We start from the raw sequence: 21,145 nt of genomic DNA, 5'->3' as shown, positions 1-21,145 counted from the left end.
TAAACGGCCCGATAGTTGTACTAGCGCTGAGGAAGCGCACGCCGGTGTGTTGAACCTAGACTGACCCGCTGTCTGAGGTTCAGCGAATCACGACCTTGATTTAAAAATATACAGCCAGTAGGTCGCAGGCGATGAAGGCAAAAGCAGCAGTTGCTTGGGAGACGAAAAAGCCCCTTTTCATAGAGATGATCGATGTTGAAGGGCCAAAGGAAGGGGAGGTGTTATTAAAAGTGATCGCCTCTGGGGTATGCCATACGGATGCCTTTACCCTGTCCGGTGAGTGTGTTCCCTTGTGTATTAGGAGATGAAGGGGGGTGTGATGTGCCCTTTGCCTTCTGGAAAGCCGATTAACGCAAGGCCTGATGTTTCGCCTGCCAATAGCAGATCACCGATCGGGCTGTGGTAATAATCGAATTGTATGGTCATTATCTGTTTAATTGTGTAGCGGCTTGCCAGAGGTGCATGCCTGCGTAAGCACGCCAAGGTCGCCAAGCCATGGAGCGCTCCAGCAGGTCTTTTGGGGTTTCATCACCATAGAGCTGCTTGGCAACCTTGAGCAGTACAAGATCGGTATGTAAAAAGGTGTCAGGATCGGAAAGTGCACGCATGGCGATATAACTGGCAGTCCATTCTCCAATGCCCTTTAGAGAAAGCAGTTGCTGTTTGAGTGATTCGGTTTCTATCCATTGATTCAATACAATCTTCCCTTCAACAATAGCGCATGCCAGATTGATTATTGCCCGTGCTCGGCTTTGTGGCATGGGAAAGTCCGCCGAGTCAGCCTGCATCAATACGCTGGGGGATGGAAAGGTGTACCCCGACTCTAGTGGATTACCATAACGGGTGGCAATCCGGCCCATGACGGTTGTGGCCCCGGTTACCGAGATCTGTTGTCCGACAATGGCACGCACGGCGACTTCAAACCTGTCCCAGGCACCGGGAACACGCATGCCCGGATTTTTCTTTAGCAATTTTCTCAGTATGGGATCCTGTGACAATGTTCCTGATATTTCAAAAGGATCGGCATTAAGGTCAAACAGGTTCTTGATGCGTTCGACCAGGGTGTAAATGGAAGCAGTAGATGGGATGTCGAATTTACAGAGTAGAAATGGACCGTCTTGACCCTGGCTGACGGCCACATGTCCTGATTCGCCCTCATGTTCAATATGGCGATGCCAGACGCCGTCAATCACCCACTCCACACCGGGCACGGCACGTTTGGCTAAGAAGGCCGTGATAGATTTCCAGCAGTAGGGTTCACGGTAGGGGAGTTTGAGGGTGAACTGCGGCTCACTGGGCGCTTTATTGGCTGAACGTAAAGCAGAGGGCGACCGTTGATAGACCTTTTGGAAATGGTCATTGAACCGGCGAATACTGCCATAGCCGGATGCCAGTGCAATATCGGTCATAGGCATCACGGTTTCATCAATCAGTTTCTTGGCGAAATGCAGGCGCCGGGTCTGGGCGATTGCCAGCGGAGATGCCCCGAGATGCTGTTGAAACAGACGGCCAAGATGGCGACTGGTAACTCCCAATCGATCGGATAGTGCAGTGACGGATGATTGATCCAGTGCGCCTTCATGAATCAGGTGCAAGGCCCGGGAAACTGTTGTTGAGGTGCCACACCAGGCGGGGGTACCCGGTGCTGATTCCGGGCGACAGCGCAGGCAGGGGCGAAAGCCTGCATCAGTAGCCGCGGCGGCTGATTTAAAAAACTTAACGTTTTCCGGCTTTGGTAATCTGACAGGACAGATGGGACGACAATAGATGCCGGTGGTCTTCACACCCACAAAAAAACAGCCGTCGAAACGTGGATCACGGGTTTGTCGTGCCTGTTCGCAGCGTGTTGTGTCGAGTTCCATTGCCCTATGATGATCTTTAAAATTGAAGATCATCATAGGGCAGGCTAGGAGAGAGTGCTAGCCAGAATCGGACCTGGTATTTTTTTGATGCTAAGTCCTTTTCAGGCGCTTACCGATTTAATCCGTTACAAGTGCCTTGGTTTTGGGTGCACTTCGGCACTCCTGGAAAATGTGCTGCTCACATCCTTCGCAAACTTTTTTGTCAAGCTTGTGATAAATGGCGTGGATAGCCGCATTTTTTGACTGGAAAATATTTCGATCGCCGATCGCTTCCAAATCGCCACCTTTTTCCAGTGAATCCCAAAGACGATCTTTTACGTCAATTAGATAGAGTTTGCCACCTCCAGCAGCACGCCGTTTTGACTCTTCAACCAGTGCATGGCCACCTTGAAGATCAACAAAGTTGATGCCGCTGGCAATGATGGCGAGATGCTTCTTTTCAGGATTTTTATCACGAATACGATCAAACTGCTCCTGCAAGTGGTTCACCGAACCAAAGAAGAGTGAACCATCAATGCGGATAATCTTTAACTGTTTGCACTCTGGCAGATCAGGATCGCTAGAGAAGGCATGCTTATAAAGGCGTTGGTCAGGCACCCGCGTGACAATGTTGGGTTTGGATACCCGCTCCAGGTAGAGCACAAGGGAGAGTAACACCCCTGCAAATATCGCAAATTCAAGTTCCAGGAACATCGCGCTTAATAACGTGACCAGTAGAACCGAAGTCTCTCGTTTGGATGATTTGAGGACATGACCGATCTCCTTGAAATCGATCAGTCCCCAGGCGACCAGGAACAGAACGCCAGCCATGGCGGCCTTGGGCAAGTACGCCGCATAGGGGGCAACCAACAGCACAATGACCATCAGTAACAGGGCTGCAAAGATAGCTGCCAGCGGCGTTTTTGCGCCGGATTGGTAATTTAGTCCGCTACGGTTAAATGAACCTGTTGCCACGTATCCAGAAAAGAAAGAACCGGCAATGTTGGAGAGTCCTTGTCCAATAAACTCCTGATTACCGTTAATCCGATAGCCTCCCCGTGCCGCGATTGAGCGACCTATTGAGACCGCCTCTGTTAATGCAAACAGTGTAACCGCCAGTGCCGTCGGGGCTAGATCTTTGATATGTTGAAACGACAGATCAGGTGCAGAGAGTGGAGGTAAGGTGGCGGGCAGGGCGCCTACAGTTGGAATATGGGTAATGGCGTGACCAAATTCATAATCCAGAAACAGTGATACCAGACTGCCGGTTAGCATGGCTGCGATCATGTAGGGGATTCGCGGAAACCAGTGTTTGAAGGCTATACCCGACAATAGCGTTACCAGTGCGATGCTGGTCACCCAGGGGTTGATCTCCAGCAGATGGTGGGAAAAATTTATAATAATCTCATGCAGATGCCCGCCACTGTCCATCTCGATGCCAAAGAAGTGCTTTAATTGTTTGGCTGCGATTAATACGGCTGCACCCGCAGTAAATCCTACAATCACCGAATGCGAAATAAAATTAACCAGGGCGCCCATCCGTGCAAGTCCAAGGACCAGCTCAAAAAGCCCCACCATAAAAGTGAGGGTCAGGGCGAGGGAAACATAATCCGCGGTGCCGGGAGTGGCATACACAGAAAGGGCGGAAAAGAGGACGACCGAAGCGGCCGTTGTAGGCCCTGAGACCAAGTGCTTTGATGAACCAAACAGGGCAGCAATGATTGCTGGCACCATGCCTGCGTAGAGCCCGTACTCAGGGGGCATGCCCGCGATGGTTGCAAAGGCCACGCCCTGGGGTAGGACAACTACGGCCCCTGTCAATGCCGCTATCAGGTCGGCGCGAATATCTCGTTTATTAATATTGGGAAGCCAGCTGGTGAACGGGAGCAAAAAACTCCAGCCCGTATGCAATGCAGAGCTGCGCATTTTATTTGGTTACCTCAGGCGTAGTGGTTTCGTATGGCTTTAGCAGGCGCGCTCACCATCCAGAATGATTGCGGTAACCGGTATGCTCTATTGAGTCATGATCAGGCTGACTGATCTGGTAGCTGCCAGGTTATCTGTGCAATGAGTTACTGAAATTTCAGTTTTTGGAACGGAATGACGAGCGTGCTGATAATACGCTTATAATCCTATCACGAGAGATTAGATAACTCTAATATATTAAAGTTACCGTAAGCGTAATTTTCACTTATGGACAAGCGAAATGAATGAACCAGGAATGATTTTTTTAGGCGATTTGAGTGTTTCCAGTTTCATCAATCCCAGGCGACTGAGCGTTTATAGAGGGATTCGGCAATCGCCAGCAGGGCCTCTTCACTGAGTTCTGGATAGAGTGTGCGCGCCACTTGCTGGCCGATTTCAAGCTGTCCATCTCGGCAAAGACCAGACATGGCAGCCTGCTCAATGGCTTCTAATATTAAGTGTTGTCTTGAATCCATCAATAAATAGACCGCTATCACAAGTATTAACCGCCGCCTATTTTACCACTCATCAGGGAACACGGTCTCAAGGGATTGTGAAAATGACCCTGTCTGATATTATTTCCCATATTTCAAAGCCTATCTAAAGGGATCCTTGTGCGAAGACTGATTCTAATTGCGACGTTGTTTGTTTGTACCCCGCTCTACGCGGGTTTTTTGGAACTGCCGTTTGGCTGGAACCTGGGGAAAACCACCTCAGAAGAGTTACGCCAGCGATTAAAATGCACCAGTGATAAAGAAGAGTACTCATCCTCCTGTACGCGGTATACCTTGGGTGAGCATCGGTTAATCGCCCATACCTCTAACAGTCGGGTTCTGATCAAGTTGGAGGTCTTTGAGCCTGCTCGTGAATGGAAGAAGATGGGTCTTGAGCGAAATACAAAGCTTGAAAATGTGCGGAAAATACTCACCCAACACAACATAGCATTCAGAGAGACCGTTAGCTTGGTTCCCTGCAATAAATGCAAGCTAAAAGATATACGACGCATTGCGCTGCTGAGTTTTGAGGATGGGGATCATTTTGTGGAGATGACGGTGAAGTTCGATGATCTCAGCCGGCTCGAATACAAAAACGGCAGCTCACAGAGTGAGGAAGTTATATTCTGGGGCAAAAGAGATCATGGGTTATTTTTAACTACCCTGACAGAACTTTATTGACCCTGTGGTGCGGCGGAAGGCCGCACTCTGATTTTTATTTTTAATCTACTGTCCGGTTCATTTCCTGGTTGGTTGTCAGCGCCAGTACGCAATGGGCAATTTCAAGCTCTTCGGATAAATCCGCTATCAAGAAAAAACCCGCACAAGGCGGGTTTCAAATGGTAGAACAGTATCTTTCAGGATTAACGGGTTTTGCTGATGCGGCGACGTGTGTAGCCAAAACCAGCCAAGGTCAATCCCATCAAGGCGATGGTGGATGGCTCAGGTACGCCGCTGGGTGGTTGTACCACGATATTGATGGGTACGGTGGCCGAGGCAAAGCTGAGGCCAGCCCAGTGTACATTGTTTGAAAAACTGGTGAGGGTAACGGCATTGTTACCTGCGCCAATATTCAAGACTGCCAACTCAGCCGGGGTTAAGCTGACGATGGCGTACTTGCCATTAGTACTACCACCAGCATAGCCGATGGCGCTCGTGACACCATCAAGCCCAAGGACATTCAGGCCGGGTGCACAAGAGGCGTTTGCGCTTGCGGGACCAATACAGTCGTTCAGATTGGTTGCACTTCCAAGGTCGAAGTCGATCTGAATGCCGTTGATAGTCAAACCGGCAGGATTCGCGCCAAAATCATCCACACTCCCAGCACCACCGATGGAACCAGGGTGGTAACTGACACCGTAGAAGTTGAGATCACCACTTGCGAGTGCTTTCCAGCCGATATTCCAGACATGTGCCGAAGCACTCCCACTCATGGTCAGTAGGGCGGCGGCCGCTATTGCCACATTAAGTTTATGTTTCTTTATCATCGTTTTTTACTCCTCCTTATTCATACAGGTCAGGTGTGCTTTGGTAGATGTGGCGTTTCTACATGCATATAGTGGGCCTGTTTCTTTATCTATTTGAAAAGTCAGAATAAACAGTGAATGTTAATGAGAATCGATATTATAATATGTAAAGGAAACTGACATAAAATAAGACATATCACACACATGTGTGTGATATAACTCATAATATTGAAATATAGTGTTATGCCGAATGATTATTCGGTTGGGACTATTTCCATTCGTCGTAGTCATTGATAATGGACGTGAGCTTAGAAAGATAAATGGATGACTTAACCGCGTATTGATGCTTGATAATGAGCGGGATATAGAGGTTATATAAGTCCCGTTAGAAGAGATTCGGCGACAAGAAACAGGTCAAGCGGGGGCAATCCACGGCTGTTTACACAAAGAAATTACTGCATTCAGATGACGCGGCGATGATTACGTTTTTTGATGACTAATCAGGTCTTGAGCACAGAGCGCAATTTCCAGCTCTTCGTTGGTGGGGATGACCAGTACTTTAACACGGGAGTCGATGGATTGTAGCGCTTGGATCGTTGAGTCGCCTGAGGCGCAGGGTTGATCCAGCTCGATACCCAGCCCTTCCAATCCTGCGCAGATTTGTAGCCGCAATTCAACATCATTTTCACCAATACCGCCGGTAAATATAATCGCATCCACCTGTCCCAATACCGCATAGTAACTGCCGATAACCTTCTTTACTCGATAGGCGAACATGGATCGGGCCAGTTGTGCCAGTTCATCACCCTGTTGTGCCTTCTCTGCCACTTCGCGCATGTCGCTAGAACCACAGATTCCCTTGAGACCACTCTCTTTGTTAAGCAATTTCTCGAGTTGATCCGTTGTGAATTGGCCCTCGCGCATCAGGTAGAAGTGGAGTGCCGGGTCAATGTCACCGCAGCGGGTACCCATCATCAATCCTTCCAGGGGCGTCATTCCCATGCTGGTGTCGATGCACTGGCCGGATTGGATCGCCGCCGCACTGCAGCCGTTGCCGAGGTGTAGGGTGATCAGGTTAAGTTGATTCAGTTCTGTATCAAGAAATTCCGCTGCCTGTTTTGCCACATAGTGATGTGATGTGCCATGAAAGCCGTAGCGCCTGACTTGATGGTCACGATATAAATGATCCGGCACAGCATAATGGAAGGCGTGGGCGGGCATGGTCTGATGAAAGGCGGTATCGAACACGGCTACCTGTGGTACCGCTGGACAGAGTATCCGGCACACCTCAATACCCTCCAGGTTGGCCGGGTTGTGCAGGGGGGCTAGGGGAATCATGGATCGGATCGCTGTGATCACGGCTTCAGTAATCAGGGCTGGTTGTTTGAAGGCCTCACCCCCATGAACGACTCGGTGTCCGATGGCCGTCAAATTATTCAGTGAATCGAGGGTGCCCTTTTGTGTAAGCTGTGTTATTGCCTGCGCTAGCGCTTGATGATGATCGTGAATATGACCTTCGAATTCACTTCGCTGTTGGTTTTGATCGGCATCCAGCCATTGATGACGGTGCAGGCTCTCAGACTCACCAATACGGTCTACCAGGCCCGAGGCCAGCACTTGATGTTGGGCCATATCAAACAGCTGGTATTTGACGGATGAGCTGCCTGCGTTGATCACCAGAATACTCATTGATTAACTTGTCTCTCAGCGTTTTCCTGTGCCTGGATGGCGGTGATGGCTACAGTGTTAACAATATCGGTTACCGTGCAGCCACGACTTAGATCATTGACCGGTTTGTTGAGTCCCTGAATGACCGGTCCGATGGCAATGGCATTGGCAGAGCGTTGCACGGCCTTGTAGGTGTTATTGCCGGTATTCAGATCAGGGAAGATGAAAACGGTCGCTTTTCCCGCCACTTCACTCTCAGGCATTTTTGAATGTGCCACTTCGGGATCGATGGCGGCATCATATTGTATCGGACCTTCCAGTTTCAGGTCGGGCCGTTGCTGACGTGCAATCGATACCGCCGTTCTGACTGACTCTACGTCATCACCCTTGCCGGATATACCCGTGGAATAGGAGAGCATGGCTACTCGGGGTTCGATGCCAAACATCTGCGCAGTTTCAGCAGAACTGATGGCGATATCGGCAAGCTGTTGTGCATTGGGATTGGGATTGATGGCGCAATCACCGTAAACCAGTACCTTATCTTCGAGGCACATGAAGAAAACGCTAGAGACGAGAGAGCAACCCGGCTTGGTTCGGATGATTTCAAATGCCGGCCGGATGGTGTGCTGGGTCGTGTGGGCTGCACCCGATACCATACCATCAGCATAACCGTGATGGATCATCATGGTGCCGAAATAACTGACATCCGCCATGGCATCATAGGCCATCTGTTCTGAGATACCTTTATGTTTGCGCAAGGTGTAGTAAGTATCGGCAAACTGTTGACGCCAGGGCGAGGTGCGGGGATCAATACATTTAACCCCCTCCAGGTTCAGACCCAGTTGGCTGATGCGTTGCTGTATCTTCTCTTCTGAACCCAGCAGGGTGATATCCACTACATCACGCAGTAGCAGGATCTCCGCGGCACGCAGGATGCGTTCATCAAAACCTTCCGGAAGGACGATGTGCTTTCGGTCTGATTTAGCGCGTTGAATCATCTCGTATTCAAACATCAGCGGGGTCTTGCGATGGGCGCGGCTAAGGGAGATCCTGGATTTCAGCTCTTCAGCATCAACATACCGCTCTACAATACCCAGCGCTGCAGCAATCTTTCTGTCGTCTGACGGGAGAATACTCCCTTCCACATCGTTGACTTTCAGGGCAGTGCTGAAAGTATCCCAGGGCGCACTCAATATGGCGACGTGTGAACGTCTCAGTCCATCCAGCAAGCGCGTGACCTGCGGCGCTGGCTTGATGCCGCCGGTTAGCAGTAGACCGGCAATTTTTGGATAGGTGCTAGCGGCGTCAGCGGCCAGACTGGTGAGGATAATGTCAGAGCGATCACCCGGTGTGATGATCAAGCTATCTTCCAGCAGGTTATCCAGAAAGTTCGGCACTTCCATGGCGGCGATCTTGTAGTGACTGACCTCATGGTTGAGAGACTCCTGATCCCCACTCAGGCACTCGATCTTCAGCGCGCGCGCGATCTCACCTACGGTTGGTTTCTCCAGGGTGCGGTGTTCCGGAAGTACATAAAAGGGGAGAGTCGGCATGGCGGAAATAGTCAGCTCGGCAATGACTTGATCAATATTGTCTGGATCAACTCTGTTGACGATGGCGGCCAAGAGATCACAGCCGCGATTGGAGAGGGACTCTTCCAATACCCTTACGGCATCCACTGTCTCGTGGGCAGTGCGTCCATAACCCTTGATTACCGGCAGCAACAGACAACCGAGGTTATTCGCCAGGTCGGCGTTGAAATCCAGTTCCAGTGCAGAGGTGACATCCGAGAAGTCGGTGCCCGCACAAACCACCATATCCATCTGCTGTTCGACCAGCTTGTATTTTGCCATGATCTGCTTCAACAGTTCGGCGTAGCGCCCCTCTGCCAGCAAGTTGCGAGCAGTCTCATCCGTGCAGCCATATAGGGCACTTGGGGGAAGCTGAATGCCGTAGCGGTTGATGATTAAGTGGGTGAGATCATCATTGCCACCATTTTCCTTGATGATTGGCCGGAAAAATCCAACCCGCTTGCTCACGGCCGTAAGCATTTCCATCATGCCGAGAACGGCCACTGATTTTCCACTGCCAGGCTCTGCACCGGCGATATAGATACTTCTAAACATAGTTTCCACTGTTACTTTAATAAGGGCGTAGCATTGTGCGCTGCAGCATTAGATAAGCATAAGGATTTTAAGCAAAGAATACCATCCCTTTCCCATGACGTTTTTATGAACTGATCCTGGTTCGCGTGGATTAACGGAGAGACGCTTCGTCAGGCCGTCATGTGCTTTAATAAACAACAGTGGACTGAACAATAACAACGAGGTTTTAGCATGCGTCCTATCCAGGATATCGCAGACAGCATCGGACTCGCAGCCGATGAGTTGATGAGTTATGGAGATCAGATGGCCAAGGTCAAACTGGCTACTCTGAAACAGAATAGTCAGCGCCCGAATGGGAAGCTTGTTCTGGTCTCTGCCATTAATCCTACGCGTGCAGGTGAAGGCAAGACCACAGTCTCTATTGGATTGGCGCAGGGCATGCATCGACTGGGAAAACGCGTTGCGCTGGCCTTGCGGGAGCCGTCACTGGGCCCCATCTTTGGCATCAAGGGAGGGGGTGCTGGAGGCGGGCAGTGCCAGCTTGAGCCTTCTACCCGTATCAATATGCACTTTACCGGGGATATGCACGCCGTAGGTGCCGCGCACAACTTGCTGGCGGCGCTGGTGGATAATGCGGTGCATTTTCACAGTGAACTGGATCTGGAGCATCGACAGGTGTTCTGGCGGCGGGTACTGGATGTCAATGACCGGGCGCTACGCCAGGCGGTGATTGGTCTGGGTGGCCGATTGAATGGCGTGCCGCGGGAGACCGGTTTTGATATCACGGCGGCCTCAGAGGTAATGGGCATCCTTTGTTTGGCCGAAGATCTGGCGGACCTGAAACGGCGATTGGGCCTAATACTGGTTGGGTTTGATCGGGCGGGTGCGCCTGTGACGGCAGACAGTCTCAAGGCAACCGGGGCCATGGCCGCCCTACTGCAGGATGCCATTCTGCCAAACCTGGTGCAGTCCACTGAAGGGGTTCCGGCATTCGTACATGGCGGTCCCTTTGGCAATATTGCCCATGGTTGCAATAGTGTGATTGCGACAAAGACTGCGCTGGGTCGGGCGGATTATGTGTTAACCGAAGCCGGTTTTGGATTTGATCTCGGTGCGGAGAAGTTTTTTGACCTGAAATGTCGCAGTGCCGGTCTCTGGCCCAGTGCCGTGGTTCTGGTAGCGACTGTCCGCGCCTTGCGTATTCATGGGGGTGGTGACCCGGCGATTGGTGGCACTGTGCAGGAGATCGAACAGGGTATGGAACATCTCTATCATCATGTTGAGAGTGTGCGGGCATTCGGCTTTGATCCGGTCATCGCGATCAACTGTTTTGATGATGATAGTGAGGTTGACCTGGCCACTATAGAGTCTGGCTGCAGAAGCAGGGGCCTGAGTGTGGCACGCTTTAACGGCTTTACCCAGGGTGGCGCCGGTGCTGAAGCACTGGCTGAGGCCGTAACGGCTGCCGCACAGGTTGAGACACCGCCTGTACGTTTTCTGTATGAATTGAATCAATCACCCGAAGAGAAGATTCATGCCGTAGCCAGCACGATTTACGGGGCCAGCAAGGTCAACTTCAGTCGCATGGCGTTGAAGGATCTGCAACGCATTCGTGATCTGGGCTATGAAAAACTGCCTATCTGTATTGCCAAGACCCATCTCTCGCTTAGCAGCGATCCTACCCATGTGGGACATCCGCATGGCTTTGAGCTGCCGGTTGAGTCGGTGCGGATCTCCGCGGGTGCCGGTTATCTGTTGGCCCTGACCGGAGATATTGTGACCATGCCGGGGTTGTCCGCCAGCCCGGCGGCGCATCGAATTGATCTCTCAGATGACGGTGAAGTATTGGGTGTTTAGCCGCTATAGATCCTGGGGTGTCGGCGTCGATACTTCGACGCCGACACCTGCAGCAGATTGTAGTATTTATTAATCCCTGCGCAGTTTGGCAGACAGCGCAATCGGCGTGGGGTATTTAAACAGCACCCGATAGGTGGACACAAGAAAGGTAAGCAGGGTGGCCAACTGAATCAGATAGGAGGCCTCCAGTCCGATCAATTTGCTCTCCAAGGCCAGTATCGCCAGGAGCAAGGAGAATTCGCTCATTTGACCGAGGCGGGCGCCCACCTCGGTTGAACGTGCTTTGTTTTCACCGACTAGACGCAATAAGCGATCGAAAACCAGCGGTTTCATCAATAGCATGGCGGTGGCAATCAAGGCTGCAGGTAAGATGACATCGTCCAGCATCGCCAGATCAAAACCGGCCCCGAGTGAGAAGAAAAACAGTACCAGGAAGAAATCCCGCAGCGGTTTCAGGTTTTCTGATATGAAAAATGAGACGGGGCTGGTCGCCAGCGAGATACCGGCGATAAAGGCACCGATCTCATGGGACAGGCCGAGACTGGTGGCCGCTTCAGCCAGTCCGAGACACCAGCCGATGGTAATCAGGAAGATATATTCTTTGATGGTGTCAAACTTCTTCATCAAGGGAAAGAAAACATATTTCACAAACAGGGCCGATATGCCGATGAGAAGGGGCAGGGCGACTACCAGTTTAATAATTTCCAGTACGGATAACTCAGCCCCGCTGCCCCCTTTGAGGGCCAGCAGTAGCAGAATCGCAATCAGATCCTGGAACAACAGAATACTGATCACCAGTTCACCGGTATGCTGATGATGCAGCACCGTCGTGGGTAGCAGTTTTAGCCCAATGATGGTACTGGAGAACATCATGGCTGCGCCGATGATGAGTGACTCTGTGAGCGTGAAGTCAAACAGATGGGCGATCAAACCACCGCATAACGCAAACAGCGCTGAACTGAGGACGGTCACCGTAGTGGTCTTTTTCAGTAGCAGTAACAGCTCCCGCGGGTTCAGCTCCAGTCCCATCAAGAACAGCAGGAACATGATCCCGATATTCGACATTTCTCGCACGAGTTCACTGTCGTTGACCAGTCCTGCCACGGAAGGGCCCAGCAAGACACCCAGCAGGATATAGGAGATGAGTAGCGCCTGGCGGGCATACAAGGCCAGCGTAGCAACGACCGCTGCACCGGAGAAGATCAGGAAAATGGTAAAGAGGATCGGGTGTTCAGTCATTGGGATGTCGCACTTCTCTCGGTTGTCATGCAGTTTGGCAGTAATTAAAGAATTATTTTCTCCCTGTTGGTTATAGGATTGTAGTTGAGATACTGCTACTCATCCTGCAACTCTTTTAACCGCGTCTGATAGGTTTCGTCATCAATCTCACCACTGGCGTGTTTCTGCTGCAAGATTCGGATGTGGTATTCAGCCCACTCTTCAGGCGAACCCGTTGACCGGTTCAACCACCAGCGCAGAAAAAATATCCCTGGAACAATAAAGGCAAGTCCTGCTGCAACCTTGAGGAGTTGATCTTCAATCATGGTGATTCAGCCTTACAAATAGAGAGGTGATTAGAGTCGATAGTGCTGTGCATTATACACGATGGGTCCATGGGAAGGTGAGACTGACCATTTCTGCCTATGTCGAAAACAGCTACTTCAATTTATTAGCCCTTGTAATATAGCTCGTTTAGGCTAAAGGTAGATATATAGTGATCTCTCGTGGAGGCGGGATGTTTGTAGTAGATGATCCTGTATTGGCGCTCATTGTTCGCTTTGTTGTTGGCTCACGCGAGTTGAGAGTTGCCGATGAGGCGTTTCTGCAGCGCCAGGTTGAGATGTTACAAAAAGAGCTGGCGCGTTATCCCGAAGAAGAACAGGAATCACGGGCGATACAATGGATTGCAAAGCATGCTGAGCGCTATCGAAACCAATGGCAGAATCGGGTGCTTGAAAAGCAATCAAAGCAGGTTCGTTGTGCAGATTGTCCGATGACATTGCGGGGTGCGGATGTCCATTGCACGGTACACTTCAAGTGGCTTGAACTCCTTAGTAAATATGCCACAAATGAACTCAGCTCCATTGAATATGTGAAGGCGGCCCTTGAGGTTTTAAAGATGCACAAGGCTGAACTGGTTGTTCGTAGAAAGCAGGAAATAGAAGAGTTTCAGCAGTTAAAGGCCTATCATGATGCCCGTAATAAGCGCCTCTGATTAGGGCTGTAGGTATTTGATACAATTCGATAAAAATACGCTCCTATTCTGATTTTTTCACATCGCTCTATTTGCCTTTCTGTTTACTGACTGCATCCTCAAGGCATTCGATTTATAATCACCCAATACAATAGCGAGCTTGAGGTAACCGATGTCGGTTCATTCAGTAGAACAGTGGCAACATCACCACAACTTCAATCTAGATACTTCTGAAGGCGAACGCAGAACGCAACTGGTGGTTGTTCTCACGGCTGTCATGATGGTGATAGAGATTGCGGCAGGCTATCTGTTTGGTTCCATGGCGTTACTGGCGGACGGCTGGCATATGGGTACGCACGTGGCCGCCTTGGCGATTTCGCTGTTTGCTTATCGCTATGCACGCATAAATGCCGACAACCCACGCTTCAGCTTTGGAACGGGAAAAGTCACGGCACTGGGCGGTTTTGCCAGTGCGATTACACTGGCCATGGTGGCACTGCTGATGGGGGCCGAGTCAATAGAGCGCCTGATATCGCCCCACACGATTCAGTTTAATCAAGCCATTATGGTGGCAGTAATTGGCCTGATTGTTAATCTGGTAAGTGCCTGGTTATTGCATGGGGGCGCTGCACCACATCACCACCCTCACGATCATCATCACGACCACGACCACCATCATCAGGATCACAATCTGCGTGCGGCCTATCTGCATGTGATTGCGGATGCACTGACATCCCTGCTGGCCATTATTGCGCTGTTTGCCGGCAAATATTTCGACTGGATCTGGATGGATGCCACTATGGGTATCGTAGGTGCGATCCTGATTACTCGCTGGAGTATCGGGCTGTTGAAAGAGACCAGCAATGTCCTGCTTGACTCAGTACCTGGCAAGCAGTTAGGAAAAGCAATTACACAGGCGATCGAAAGTGAGGATGATAACCAGATTGTTGATCTGCATATTTGGCAGATAGGACCAAACAGTTACGGTGTCATTGTTTCACTGGTCACCCATGATCCGAAAGATCCTGAACACTACAAGGCACTGATCGCCCACCTTCATACATTGGATCACGTAACCATTGAGGTGAACTGCTGCCGTGATGCCTCATGCGTCGAGCCAGGTTGAGATAAAAGCCATGAAAAGTAATGTAGATACACTATTAAAAAAACATGGCAAGCTGGTGCAGTCAGATATGCAGAAGGTGGTTTCCCATGTGCAGCGTGATCAGGATGATTGGATAGTTAATACCGTGATGATTGAAGACCAGACAACGCCTTTTATCTATAAACGAAAGCGCTTGTATAAATCCCTAGAGGGACAGCGGGTGAACATGACCTATTATCCCGAAACAGATAGGATTGCCGGTATCGAATTTGAAGTAATGAAAGTGGTGCGCATCCGCATTGCATGACCTGTTACAGGAAGCAATCAAAAGAGATCACTTATGCAAATGTTAAAAAGTAACGCGCAAACACTTCACGTGAATGGCCATCTGTTGGAATGTCAATGGCATGGAAAAAAAGAACCCGACCAGCCCGTATTGGTGCTATTACATGAAGGGTTGGGTTGCGTTGCGATGTGGCGTAATTTTCCACTACAGTTGGCTGAGTTGACGGGTCGTGCAGTCTTTGTTTACAGCCGTCAGGGATATGGTGGTTCAGATCCATTTGATCAGGATCTGGATGTTGACTTTATGCATCGCGAGGGAAATAGCGTGTTGCCTGCTGTATTGGATGCCGCAGAGATAGATCAGGCTATCTTGATTGGTCATAGTGACGGGGCATCTATCGCTATTATTCATACGGGTGAACAGCTCGATAATCGGATAAAAGGATTGGTGCTGCTGGCGCCGCATCTTTTTGTTGAGCCAGAAACCCTTCATGGAATACGTTTGGCAAAAGCGGCCTATGAACAAGATGGTCTAGCCGATAGATTAAGACGTTATCATCTGGGTCATACTGATGATACCTTCAGGCGCTGGTGTGGTATTTGGCTCGATCCAAAATTCGAGGCATGGAATATCGAAGCCTCTGTTCCTGGGATTAATGTACCGGTGTTAGCCATCATGGGTGAGGATGATCAATATGGTACTTTGGCTCAGATCAATGTGCTAGCAGATCTTTTGCCTATGCAAACGGAAAGGACAGTGTTCGAGGCTTGCGGCCACTCTCCACATTTAGAGCAATCGGATGCAACCTTGGCTAAAATAGACCGCTTTATCAAACAGCTGTTTCAGTAGGCAGGCAAGCAACTCTATGATTTTCACTGTGCACCTTGTCATAAAACAGGTGGTATGGGGATTTTTTGAAAGGTGTGTCGCCCAATAGGAACACAGCACTTTCTGTCTGGGAGATTATCCACAAGACAGAAGCGGTGTTAATAGAAAAATGCCAAGGTTTGATGCGATGCCCGACGCGGAGGCGGTAAAGATCGCCGTCTATCTCAAGTATCTCGGTAAAAAAAGTTTCTGATGTTCGCATAGCCCCGGCCAAATGACCGGGACTATGCGTTGCCTATCAGGCGGCTTCTACCTTGTTATCCAAAATACTGTTAGCGCGTTTCTGAATTTCAATTCGACGCGGTTTCATTGCCTCTGGAATCTCTCTCACCAGCTCTAGATAGAGCATGCCATCTTGTATATTGGCGCTGGCGACTTTGATATGGTCGGCCAATTGGAAGCTGCGCTCAAAGTTGCGGTTGGCAATGCCACGGTGCAGGTACTGGCGACCATTCTCATCCTCTTTTTTCTGGCCGGTAATTCGCAGTTTATTCTGCTCTACCTCAATCTCCAGATCATCGGCGGTGAACCCAGCTACTGCCATGGTGATGGTGTACTGGTTTTCATCAACCAACTCGATGTTGTACGGAGGGTAGCCGCCACTGCTGTTGGTGTTGTGGATTGACTCCAGTGTATTGGCCAGTCTGTCAAAACCAATAGCACTGCGGAATAGGGGTGATAGATCGTAAGTTCTCATGGTATATCCTCATTATGTTAAGCGATATAGATTGGTTGCGTGTTCAGTTGAACCACGCTGTTCATGGATCCCATGGGGCATCCACTTGACCATGAGTTAGGGGCAGGTGAAGGTGATTTCAAGCATTGTTCAAAAAAATTATTTCAAATTATTTTTTTGACTTGAAACGGATAGAATCATCCCAACCTAATGTAGCTAGGGCATTGATATCCTCAACTTAAAAACAGATTTATTCATAACCGGTCATCTCCAGGTAACCGCTGCCGATCTGTTTGCCTTGCTCGTAAATATCAACAGCGCCTTCCCAATAGCGGACGCTTAGATCCATCTCCTGTTCATTCAGGATAGGTTTTATCCGCAAGGTACGATTGTCTGCTTTAAGTTTCATAGTCCACTCAACGGGATAGTTATTTCCGTTTGGACTTCGCCACCAGTTTGATGGTGCCACTTCAATCTCATTGAGTGACAGTCGTTTGGCATTTCCTGTGTTATCAATCCATGTCCCCGCACTGAATGGATCGGCTGTACCCTGGCGGTTTCGTAGGTGATAGAACATCAGGTTATCGCCACTGTTGAATTGCAGTGAAAACCAGTCCCAGCCGGTTTGTTCGGGAGAGAGTGCGCTGGTTCCCCATTCGCGGTCGAACCATGACAGCCCGGTTACCAAGTAACGCTGTCCATTGATTGTGATCTGGCCGCGGCTATTAAGTCGGGGATACGAATAGTAGTAGGAGGCATTGCCTGGTTCTGCACTTTTCTGGCTTAGCCCTTTATCTCCCTGCAAAATAATACCAACGGTAGGTTCCACTTCCAGGTCAAGTTTGAACCGTTCGCTGTTGATACGGATATGCCAGGGGAAGCCTTCCTTGCCCTGTTGAACCTGCCAATCTTCAACCCAGACGCTAAACGGTTGTGCATGACTGCCCGCCAAACCGGGCCCGGCTCTGACCAGCTTCTCCTGTGTTAGGTGACGCTTTGAGTCTTTGTCCGTAATCGCTGCATGGGCCATCCAGATTTGATTATTTGCCCAATGAGATGCGGCTGCTTTTTCACTGGGAGGTTTCAGCGCAAAACGAAAAAAGGTGACTTGATAACCAAAACGTCTTCCTGAACTATCCTCCAGATTGCCTGTGAAATACCACCACTCATTACGAAACCTGGGATGCGGACCATGATCCTGTGGGAAAATAAACTCACGGGGTTTCTCTGCACGATCAAAGCCTTGTTGATCAACGGATGAGAGCAGCCGCGTTGCAGAGAGTTTTTCTGTAACAACTATTTGGTTCTCCTGGCATCCAGAGAGCAGGATCAGAAACAGGATAAGTATCAGTCGTCCCATACTACTCCTCCCGCAGTGCCAACGCAGGCCGAGTTCGGGCCATGCGCAGACTGGGATAGAGACCCGCAAGAAGGGCGGCAATCTGGGCGAAGAGGATCGCTTCCATGAGTATCGATGGGGAGAGTTGACTTGGCATACTCCAGCCAAATGCTCGTACATTGATGACATGGATGAGTATTTCGGCCATGAGCCAGCCCAAGGGTATGGCCAGCAGTGCCGCCATCAATCCCATCAACAGCGTTTGAAGTGTTATCTGCCCCAGTAGTTGTCGTGGCGTCAGTCCGGTTGCGCGCAGAATGGCATGCTCTTTGGCGCGCTCCAATTGCAGTGCCATCATGGCGCTGAGAATGCCTACGAAGGCTACGGCTATAACAAGTAAGCGAAGGACCTGGGTAATGGTAAAGGTGCGATCAAAAATCGCCAGTGAGTGTTTCAATATCTCTTGGTTAGCGCGCACGGTCAGTGGCATTTCAAAACGGCTGGTCGTTTCTTTAACTTTGCTTAACACAGTGTCTAGTGCGGTTTGCTGTTTCAGGTAGATGCCAAGCGTTGTCACCTGATTGTCACGCCAGATCGCAGCGTAGTGTTCTCGGGGCATCACCAGCAGTCCGCGATCTGAACCGTAGTCATAGAAGATGCCACCGATGGTAAACACCCTGTTGCCATCCGGTGTCAGCAGCGTCACGCTATCGCCGACCTGTAATCGGTTGTGGTAGGCGTAGGGCTCAGAAATCAATACCAGCTTGCCGGTAGAAAACTGCTGCCAGATATTGGCAAGGGTATCCCCTTTGAAATTAAAACCGCGATAACTGGTGCTCGATAACCCAATGGCCAACATGTTGACCGGGCCGTGCGCTGATTCAAGCGTGACATGGCGTCCGGTGCTGATCTCTTTAACGCCGGGTAGCTTGAGCACTTCGGTCGGGAGTTCTTCTGGCAGGGGTGCCGATGCCCGCTTGGAACTGCTATGCGGTACCGAGATATAGATGTCGCCCTGCAGGGTCTGGCCCAGCCATTGACCGACGGTGGTTCTAAAGCTGTCGACCATGATGCCCATGCCGATAGTGGCTGCAATCGCCAGTGTCAGAGCCGAGATCGCTGGGCCGGTGCGGCTGAGTGTGGCATTGATGCCCCGGGTGGCAAGGCGTCCAATGGTGCCAAACAGCCACTTGATTGGGTATTGAATCAAGCGGGAGAGTGTCGGCACCATCGCTGGCACCAGCAGGCAGTAACCTACAATAAAACAGAACAGTGCGGCAAATCCCAGCAGCAGGCTACGGTCTGAAAATTTAGCCAACAGTAAACCCAAACCCATGGTGAAGAGGCCGATCAATAACAGCCAGGGGAGGGCACGATGGCTCTGTTGTTCAATGACGGAACGGCGGTTAACGCTCTGGGGCCGCGATCGTGTTGCCTCCCAAGCGGGGGCGGCAGAGGCGAGCAGGGTTGTTAAAAGCCCAAGCATGACCCCGGCGAGCAATATTTCAGGGGCTAGATCGAGTCGGCTGATGGTGACCGTATAATAGAGGTCATTGATCGTCCGGCTGACCAGCCAGAGCAGTTCTCGGGCCAGTAGAATACCCGCCCCCATCCCAATCAGGGTGCCGATCAATCCGATGAGAAACTGTTCAAACAGAATCACCTGGAACAGTTCAGAGCGGGTGGCACCCAGCAGGCGCATGATGCCGAACTGCCGGCGTCGCTGTAATACGGAAAAGGTCGCGGTGTTATAGATCAGGAAACCGCCCACCAACAGTGCCAGCAGACTCATGGCGCTGAGATTGGTCTGAAACGCCTTGCTCATGTTTTCCATGGCCGACGTGCGTTGACCCGTCTCTACCAGTTGGAAGCCTTTGGGCAGCCACTGCTGGAGTGGTGCAATCTGATCTGGCCTCAATGCGAGGTCAATCCTGTCCAGCATGCCGAACTGCGCCAGCAGCGTCTGGGCGGTCGCAATGTCCGAAACCAATACGCCATCCAGAACCGCGCCCTGTTGTTCGCCGAACAATGCCATTATCTCAACTACAGAGGTACGTGCGGTAATATCCAGTGTGACCTGATCGCCCGCTGATAGCCCCAATCGTTTGGCCGTGTAAGCGGAGATCAGCAAGCCGTTCTCCTGTGTCAGAATGCGTGCCAGGAGGCCTGCATCGGGAAGCTGGGTGACCGTCCGAAAGGGCTGCTCTGATAAAGGGTCCAGGCCCAGCAGAGTGAACTGCTCTTCGCCAATATGCACAACGCCTTCCACTACAGGGGCACTTTTCAGATGCGATTGTTGCAATCGTAGTTGGGTATAAAGTTGTTCTGGTAATCCGTTGGGACCACCCAATATCTGATGGGTCACCCGACCAGAGATCTGTTCCATGGTGATCGCAAAGGCACGACTGGCGCTCTGGTTTGCCAGGCCAACAGCCATCACGACGGCGACACCCAGTGCAATACCCAGGATGGCCAATACTGTCTGCCACGCATGGCGCCGTTGATGGCGGAATCCAGCCAGCCTCAGTCTTGAACCTACCAATGGGGATCCCCGTGGGTACTCAGTGTCCCATCATTCAGGGTCAGGATACGGTCGGCCTTCTCTGCCACCTCCAGACTGTGGGTGACAATGATCAGGGTGCGTTTGAGTTGTTTCGAGAGCCCCAGCAGGATGCGCATTATATGCTCACCTGTCTCTGCATCCAGATTACCGGTTGGCTCATCGGCCAGCACAATAGCCGGATTGTGAACCAGGGCGCGGGCAATGGCTATTCGCTGTTGCTCGCCGCCTGAAAGTTGGTCAGGGTAGGCATTCCAGCGGTTGCCGAGTCCGATGTCCGAGAGTATCAATCCCACCAGCTTTTTGATCTCACGTTCCTTGTGGCCATTCAGCTCCAGCGGTAGGCCGATATTCTCGGCGACAGTCAGGGTTGGAATCAGGTTGAAGAACTGGTAGACGAAACCGATATGGCGACGTCTTAACAGGGTGCGTTCCCGTTCAGAGAGATCATGGATTGCCTGACCCATGATGTTAATACAGCCCTGCTGAGGCGTATCAATCCCTGCCAGCATATTCAGGAGTGTCGATTTACCGGAGCCGCTACGGCCCAGCAAGGCAATACACTCATGTTCTGCAACCTGTAGATTAATACCATTAAGGATAGGCCGGCTATCGCCACCTTCCTGGTAGCTGTGATAGAGCTCTTCAATAACAAGTAGCGGTTTATTCTGCATAGGACTATAGAATAGGGAATCTGGGGC

19 protein-coding genes and 2 pseudogenes are annotated in these 21,145 nt (G+C 50.7%); 8 read left to right on the top strand and 13 right to left on the bottom strand.

Annotated elements, in window-relative coordinates:
* Positions 1-131 precede the first annotated feature (131 nt).
* A pseudogene (locus FHP88_RS19315) lies at positions 132-324 on the top strand (S-(hydroxymethyl)glutathione dehydrogenase); the annotation flags it as partial.
* Here FHP88_RS19315 and FHP88_RS19440 read toward each other — a convergent pair.
* The 4 genes from FHP88_RS19440 to FHP88_RS02905 all read right to left on the bottom strand — a co-directional run bounded on the left by FHP88_RS19440 (position 298) and on the right by FHP88_RS02905 (position 4,282).
* Positions 298-426: a hypothetical protein gene (locus tag FHP88_RS19440; protein ID WP_303776756.1), complete on the bottom strand. Its 129-nt coding sequence runs from the start codon at positions 424-426 to the stop codon at positions 298-300. The pseudogene FHP88_RS19315 and the gene FHP88_RS19440 sit on opposite strands and share 27 nt — an antisense overlap.
* Positions 426-1,862: a DNA-3-methyladenine glycosylase 2 family protein gene (locus FHP88_RS02915; protein WP_144357492.1), complete on the bottom strand. Its 1,437-nt coding sequence runs from the start codon at positions 1,860-1,862 to the stop codon at positions 426-428. Before FHP88_RS02915 ends, FHP88_RS19440 begins: the two co-directional genes overlap by 1 nt.
* 117 nt (positions 1,863-1,979) lie before the next feature.
* A complete protein-coding gene (locus tag FHP88_RS02910) occupies positions 1,980-3,767 on the bottom strand; it encodes a SulP family inorganic anion transporter (protein WP_144357491.1) in 1,788 nt (595 codons plus the stop codon).
* A gap of 332 nt (positions 3,768-4,099) precedes the next feature.
* On the bottom strand, positions 4,100-4,282 hold the full coding sequence (locus FHP88_RS02905; protein ID WP_144357490.1) for a hypothetical protein: 183 nt from the start codon (positions 4,280-4,282) through the stop codon (positions 4,100-4,102).
* A 138-nt stretch (positions 4,283-4,420) separates the two neighbouring features.
* On the opposite strand from FHP88_RS02905, the gene FHP88_RS02900 reads away from it, so the two are divergent.
* The gene (locus tag FHP88_RS02900; RefSeq protein ID WP_144357489.1) at positions 4,421-4,981 is read left to right on the top strand and encodes a hypothetical protein; all 561 of its coding nucleotides are present in this window, start codon (positions 4,421-4,423) and stop codon (positions 4,979-4,981) included.
* A 182-nt stretch (positions 4,982-5,163) separates the two neighbouring features.
* Here the strand turns inward: FHP88_RS02900 and FHP88_RS02895 are convergent, their stop codons facing one another.
* From FHP88_RS02895 to pta, 3 genes are all read right to left on the bottom strand, one after another.
* Entirely contained in the window at positions 5,164-5,787 is a 624-nt protein-coding gene (locus FHP88_RS02895) for a PEP-CTERM sorting domain-containing protein (protein ID WP_144357488.1), read from the bottom strand.
* A gap of 459 nt (positions 5,788-6,246) precedes the next feature.
* On the bottom strand, positions 6,247-7,455 hold the full coding sequence (locus FHP88_RS02890) for an acetate/propionate family kinase (protein WP_144357487.1): 1,209 nt from the start codon (positions 7,453-7,455) through the stop codon (positions 6,247-6,249).
* Positions 7,452-9,560, bottom strand: a complete 2,109-nt coding sequence (gene pta, locus FHP88_RS02885) for a phosphate acetyltransferase (protein WP_144357486.1) — start codon at positions 9,558-9,560, stop codon at positions 7,452-7,454. The genes FHP88_RS02890 and pta overlap by 4 nt, the downstream gene beginning before the upstream one ends.
* 210 nt (positions 9,561-9,770) lie before the next feature.
* On the opposite strand from pta, the gene FHP88_RS02880 reads away from it, so the two are divergent.
* Positions 9,771-11,396, top strand: a complete 1,626-nt coding sequence (locus FHP88_RS02880; RefSeq protein WP_144357485.1) for a formate--tetrahydrofolate ligase — start codon at positions 9,771-9,773, stop codon at positions 11,394-11,396.
* Positions 11,397-11,465: 69 nt separating this feature from the next.
* On the opposite strand, the gene FHP88_RS02875 is transcribed toward FHP88_RS02880, so the two are convergent.
* Together FHP88_RS02875 and FHP88_RS02870 are read right to left on the bottom strand one after the other, a co-directional pair.
* Positions 11,466-12,635 carry a cation:proton antiporter gene (locus FHP88_RS02875; protein WP_144357484.1) on the bottom strand — a complete coding sequence of 390 codons (1,170 nt, stop codon included), beginning with the start codon at positions 12,633-12,635 and terminating at the stop codon, positions 11,466-11,468.
* A gap of 95 nt (positions 12,636-12,730) precedes the next feature.
* On the bottom strand, positions 12,731-12,940 hold the full coding sequence (locus tag FHP88_RS02870; protein WP_144357483.1) for an SHOCT domain-containing protein: 210 nt from the start codon (positions 12,938-12,940) through the stop codon (positions 12,731-12,733).
* A gap of 191 nt (positions 12,941-13,131) precedes the next feature.
* On the opposite strand from FHP88_RS02870, the gene FHP88_RS02865 reads away from it, so the two are divergent.
* From FHP88_RS02865 to FHP88_RS19505, 5 genes and pseudogenes are all read left to right on the top strand, one after another.
* The gene (locus FHP88_RS02865; protein WP_144357482.1) at positions 13,132-13,611 is read left to right on the top strand and encodes a hypothetical protein; all 480 of its coding nucleotides are present in this window, start codon (positions 13,132-13,134) and stop codon (positions 13,609-13,611) included.
* Positions 13,612-13,762: 151 nt separating this feature from the next.
* Positions 13,763-14,716, top strand: coding sequence for a CDF family Co(II)/Ni(II) efflux transporter DmeF (gene dmeF / locus FHP88_RS02860; RefSeq protein WP_144357481.1), 954 nt, complete (start codon positions 13,763-13,765; stop codon positions 14,714-14,716).
* A gap of 10 nt (positions 14,717-14,726) precedes the next feature.
* Complete coding sequence (locus FHP88_RS02855; RefSeq protein WP_144357480.1) at positions 14,727-15,002, top strand: hypothetical protein; 276 nt, start codon at positions 14,727-14,729, stop codon at positions 15,000-15,002.
* A gap of 33 nt (positions 15,003-15,035) precedes the next feature.
* Entirely contained in the window at positions 15,036-15,830 is a 795-nt protein-coding gene (locus FHP88_RS02850) for an alpha/beta fold hydrolase (RefSeq protein ID WP_260843144.1), read from the top strand.
* A 3-nt stretch (positions 15,831-15,833) separates the two neighbouring features.
* A pseudogene (locus FHP88_RS19505) lies at positions 15,834-15,899 on the top strand (hypothetical protein); the annotation flags it as partial.
* 208 nt (positions 15,900-16,107) lie between these two features.
* On the opposite strand, the gene FHP88_RS02845 reads toward FHP88_RS19505, so the two are convergent.
* From FHP88_RS02845 to FHP88_RS02830, 4 genes are all read right to left on the bottom strand, one after another.
* Entirely contained in the window at positions 16,108-16,566 is a 459-nt protein-coding gene (locus FHP88_RS02845) for an Hsp20 family protein (protein WP_144357479.1), read from the bottom strand.
* 229 nt (positions 16,567-16,795) lie between these two features.
* On the bottom strand, positions 16,796-17,905 hold the full coding sequence (locus tag FHP88_RS02840) for a lipocalin-like domain-containing protein (RefSeq protein ID WP_144357478.1): 1,110 nt from the start codon (positions 17,903-17,905) through the stop codon (positions 16,796-16,798).
* A 1-nt stretch (position 17,906) separates the two neighbouring features.
* Positions 17,907-20,426 carry an FtsX-like permease family protein gene (locus FHP88_RS02835; protein WP_144357477.1) on the bottom strand — a complete coding sequence of 840 codons (2,520 nt, stop codon included), beginning with the start codon at positions 20,424-20,426 and terminating at the stop codon, positions 17,907-17,909.
* On the bottom strand, positions 20,420-21,118 hold the full coding sequence (locus tag FHP88_RS02830) for an ABC transporter ATP-binding protein (RefSeq protein WP_144357657.1): 699 nt from the start codon (positions 21,116-21,118) through the stop codon (positions 20,420-20,422). The genes FHP88_RS02835 and FHP88_RS02830 overlap by 7 nt, the downstream gene beginning before the upstream one ends.
* Positions 21,119-21,145: the final 27 nt, after the last annotated feature.

Source organism: Sedimenticola selenatireducens (genome assembly GCF_007625115.1).
In the GTDB taxonomy this organism is placed as follows: Bacteria; Pseudomonadota; Gammaproteobacteria; order Chromatiales; family Chromatiaceae; genus Sedimenticola; species Sedimenticola selenatireducens_A.
The sequence above is the reverse complement of the archived record's forward strand: the minus strand, read 5'-3'. Positions and strand labels throughout refer to the sequence as shown.

What these genes read in the sequence shown, in the direction of transcription:
- FHP88_RS19440 (WP_303776756.1), bottom strand. Translation starts at nt 426, where the DNA reads ATGACCATACAATTCGATTATTACCACAGCCCGATCGGTGATCTGCTA.
- FHP88_RS02865 (WP_144357482.1), top strand. Translation starts at nt 13,132, where the DNA reads ATGTTTGTAGTAGATGATCCTGTATTGGCGCTCATTGTTCGCTTTGTT.
- FHP88_RS02855 (WP_144357480.1), top strand. Translation starts at nt 14,727, where the DNA reads ATGAAAAGTAATGTAGATACACTATTAAAAAAACATGGCAAGCTGGTG.
- FHP88_RS02850 (WP_260843144.1), top strand. Translation starts at nt 15,036, where the DNA reads ATGCAAATGTTAAAAAGTAACGCGCAAACACTTCACGTGAATGGCCAT.
- pta (WP_144357486.1), bottom strand. Translation starts at nt 9,560, where the DNA reads ATGTTTAGAAGTATCTATATCGCCGGTGCAGAGCCTGGCAGTGGAAAA.
- FHP88_RS02880 (WP_144357485.1), top strand. Translation starts at nt 9,771, where the DNA reads ATGCGTCCTATCCAGGATATCGCAGACAGCATCGGACTCGCAGCCGAT.
- FHP88_RS02840 (WP_144357478.1), bottom strand. Translation starts at nt 17,905, where the DNA reads ATGGGACGACTGATACTTATCCTGTTTCTGATCCTGCTCTCTGGATGC.
- FHP88_RS02890 (WP_144357487.1), bottom strand. Translation starts at nt 7,455, where the DNA reads ATGAGTATTCTGGTGATCAACGCAGGCAGCTCATCCGTCAAATACCAG.
- FHP88_RS02905 (WP_144357490.1), bottom strand. Translation starts at nt 4,282, where the DNA reads ATGGATTCAAGACAACACTTAATATTAGAAGCCATTGAGCAGGCTGCC.
- FHP88_RS02870 (WP_144357483.1), bottom strand. Translation starts at nt 12,940, where the DNA reads ATGATTGAAGATCAACTCCTCAAGGTTGCAGCAGGACTTGCCTTTATT.
- FHP88_RS02895 (WP_144357488.1), bottom strand. Translation starts at nt 5,787, where the DNA reads ATGATAAAGAAACATAAACTTAATGTGGCAATAGCGGCCGCCGCCCTA.
- FHP88_RS02875 (WP_144357484.1), bottom strand. Translation starts at nt 12,635, where the DNA reads ATGACTGAACACCCGATCCTCTTTACCATTTTCCTGATCTTCTCCGGT.
- dmeF (WP_144357481.1), top strand. Translation starts at nt 13,763, where the DNA reads ATGTCGGTTCATTCAGTAGAACAGTGGCAACATCACCACAACTTCAAT.
- FHP88_RS02845 (WP_144357479.1), bottom strand. Translation starts at nt 16,566, where the DNA reads ATGAGAACTTACGATCTATCACCCCTATTCCGCAGTGCTATTGGTTTT.
- FHP88_RS02830 (WP_144357657.1), bottom strand. Translation starts at nt 21,118, where the DNA reads ATGCAGAATAAACCGCTACTTGTTATTGAAGAGCTCTATCACAGCTAC.
- FHP88_RS02915 (WP_144357492.1), bottom strand. Translation starts at nt 1,862, where the DNA reads ATGGAACTCGACACAACACGCTGCGAACAGGCACGACAAACCCGTGAT.
- FHP88_RS02910 (WP_144357491.1), bottom strand. Translation starts at nt 3,767, where the DNA reads ATGCGCAGCTCTGCATTGCATACGGGCTGGAGTTTTTTGCTCCCGTTC.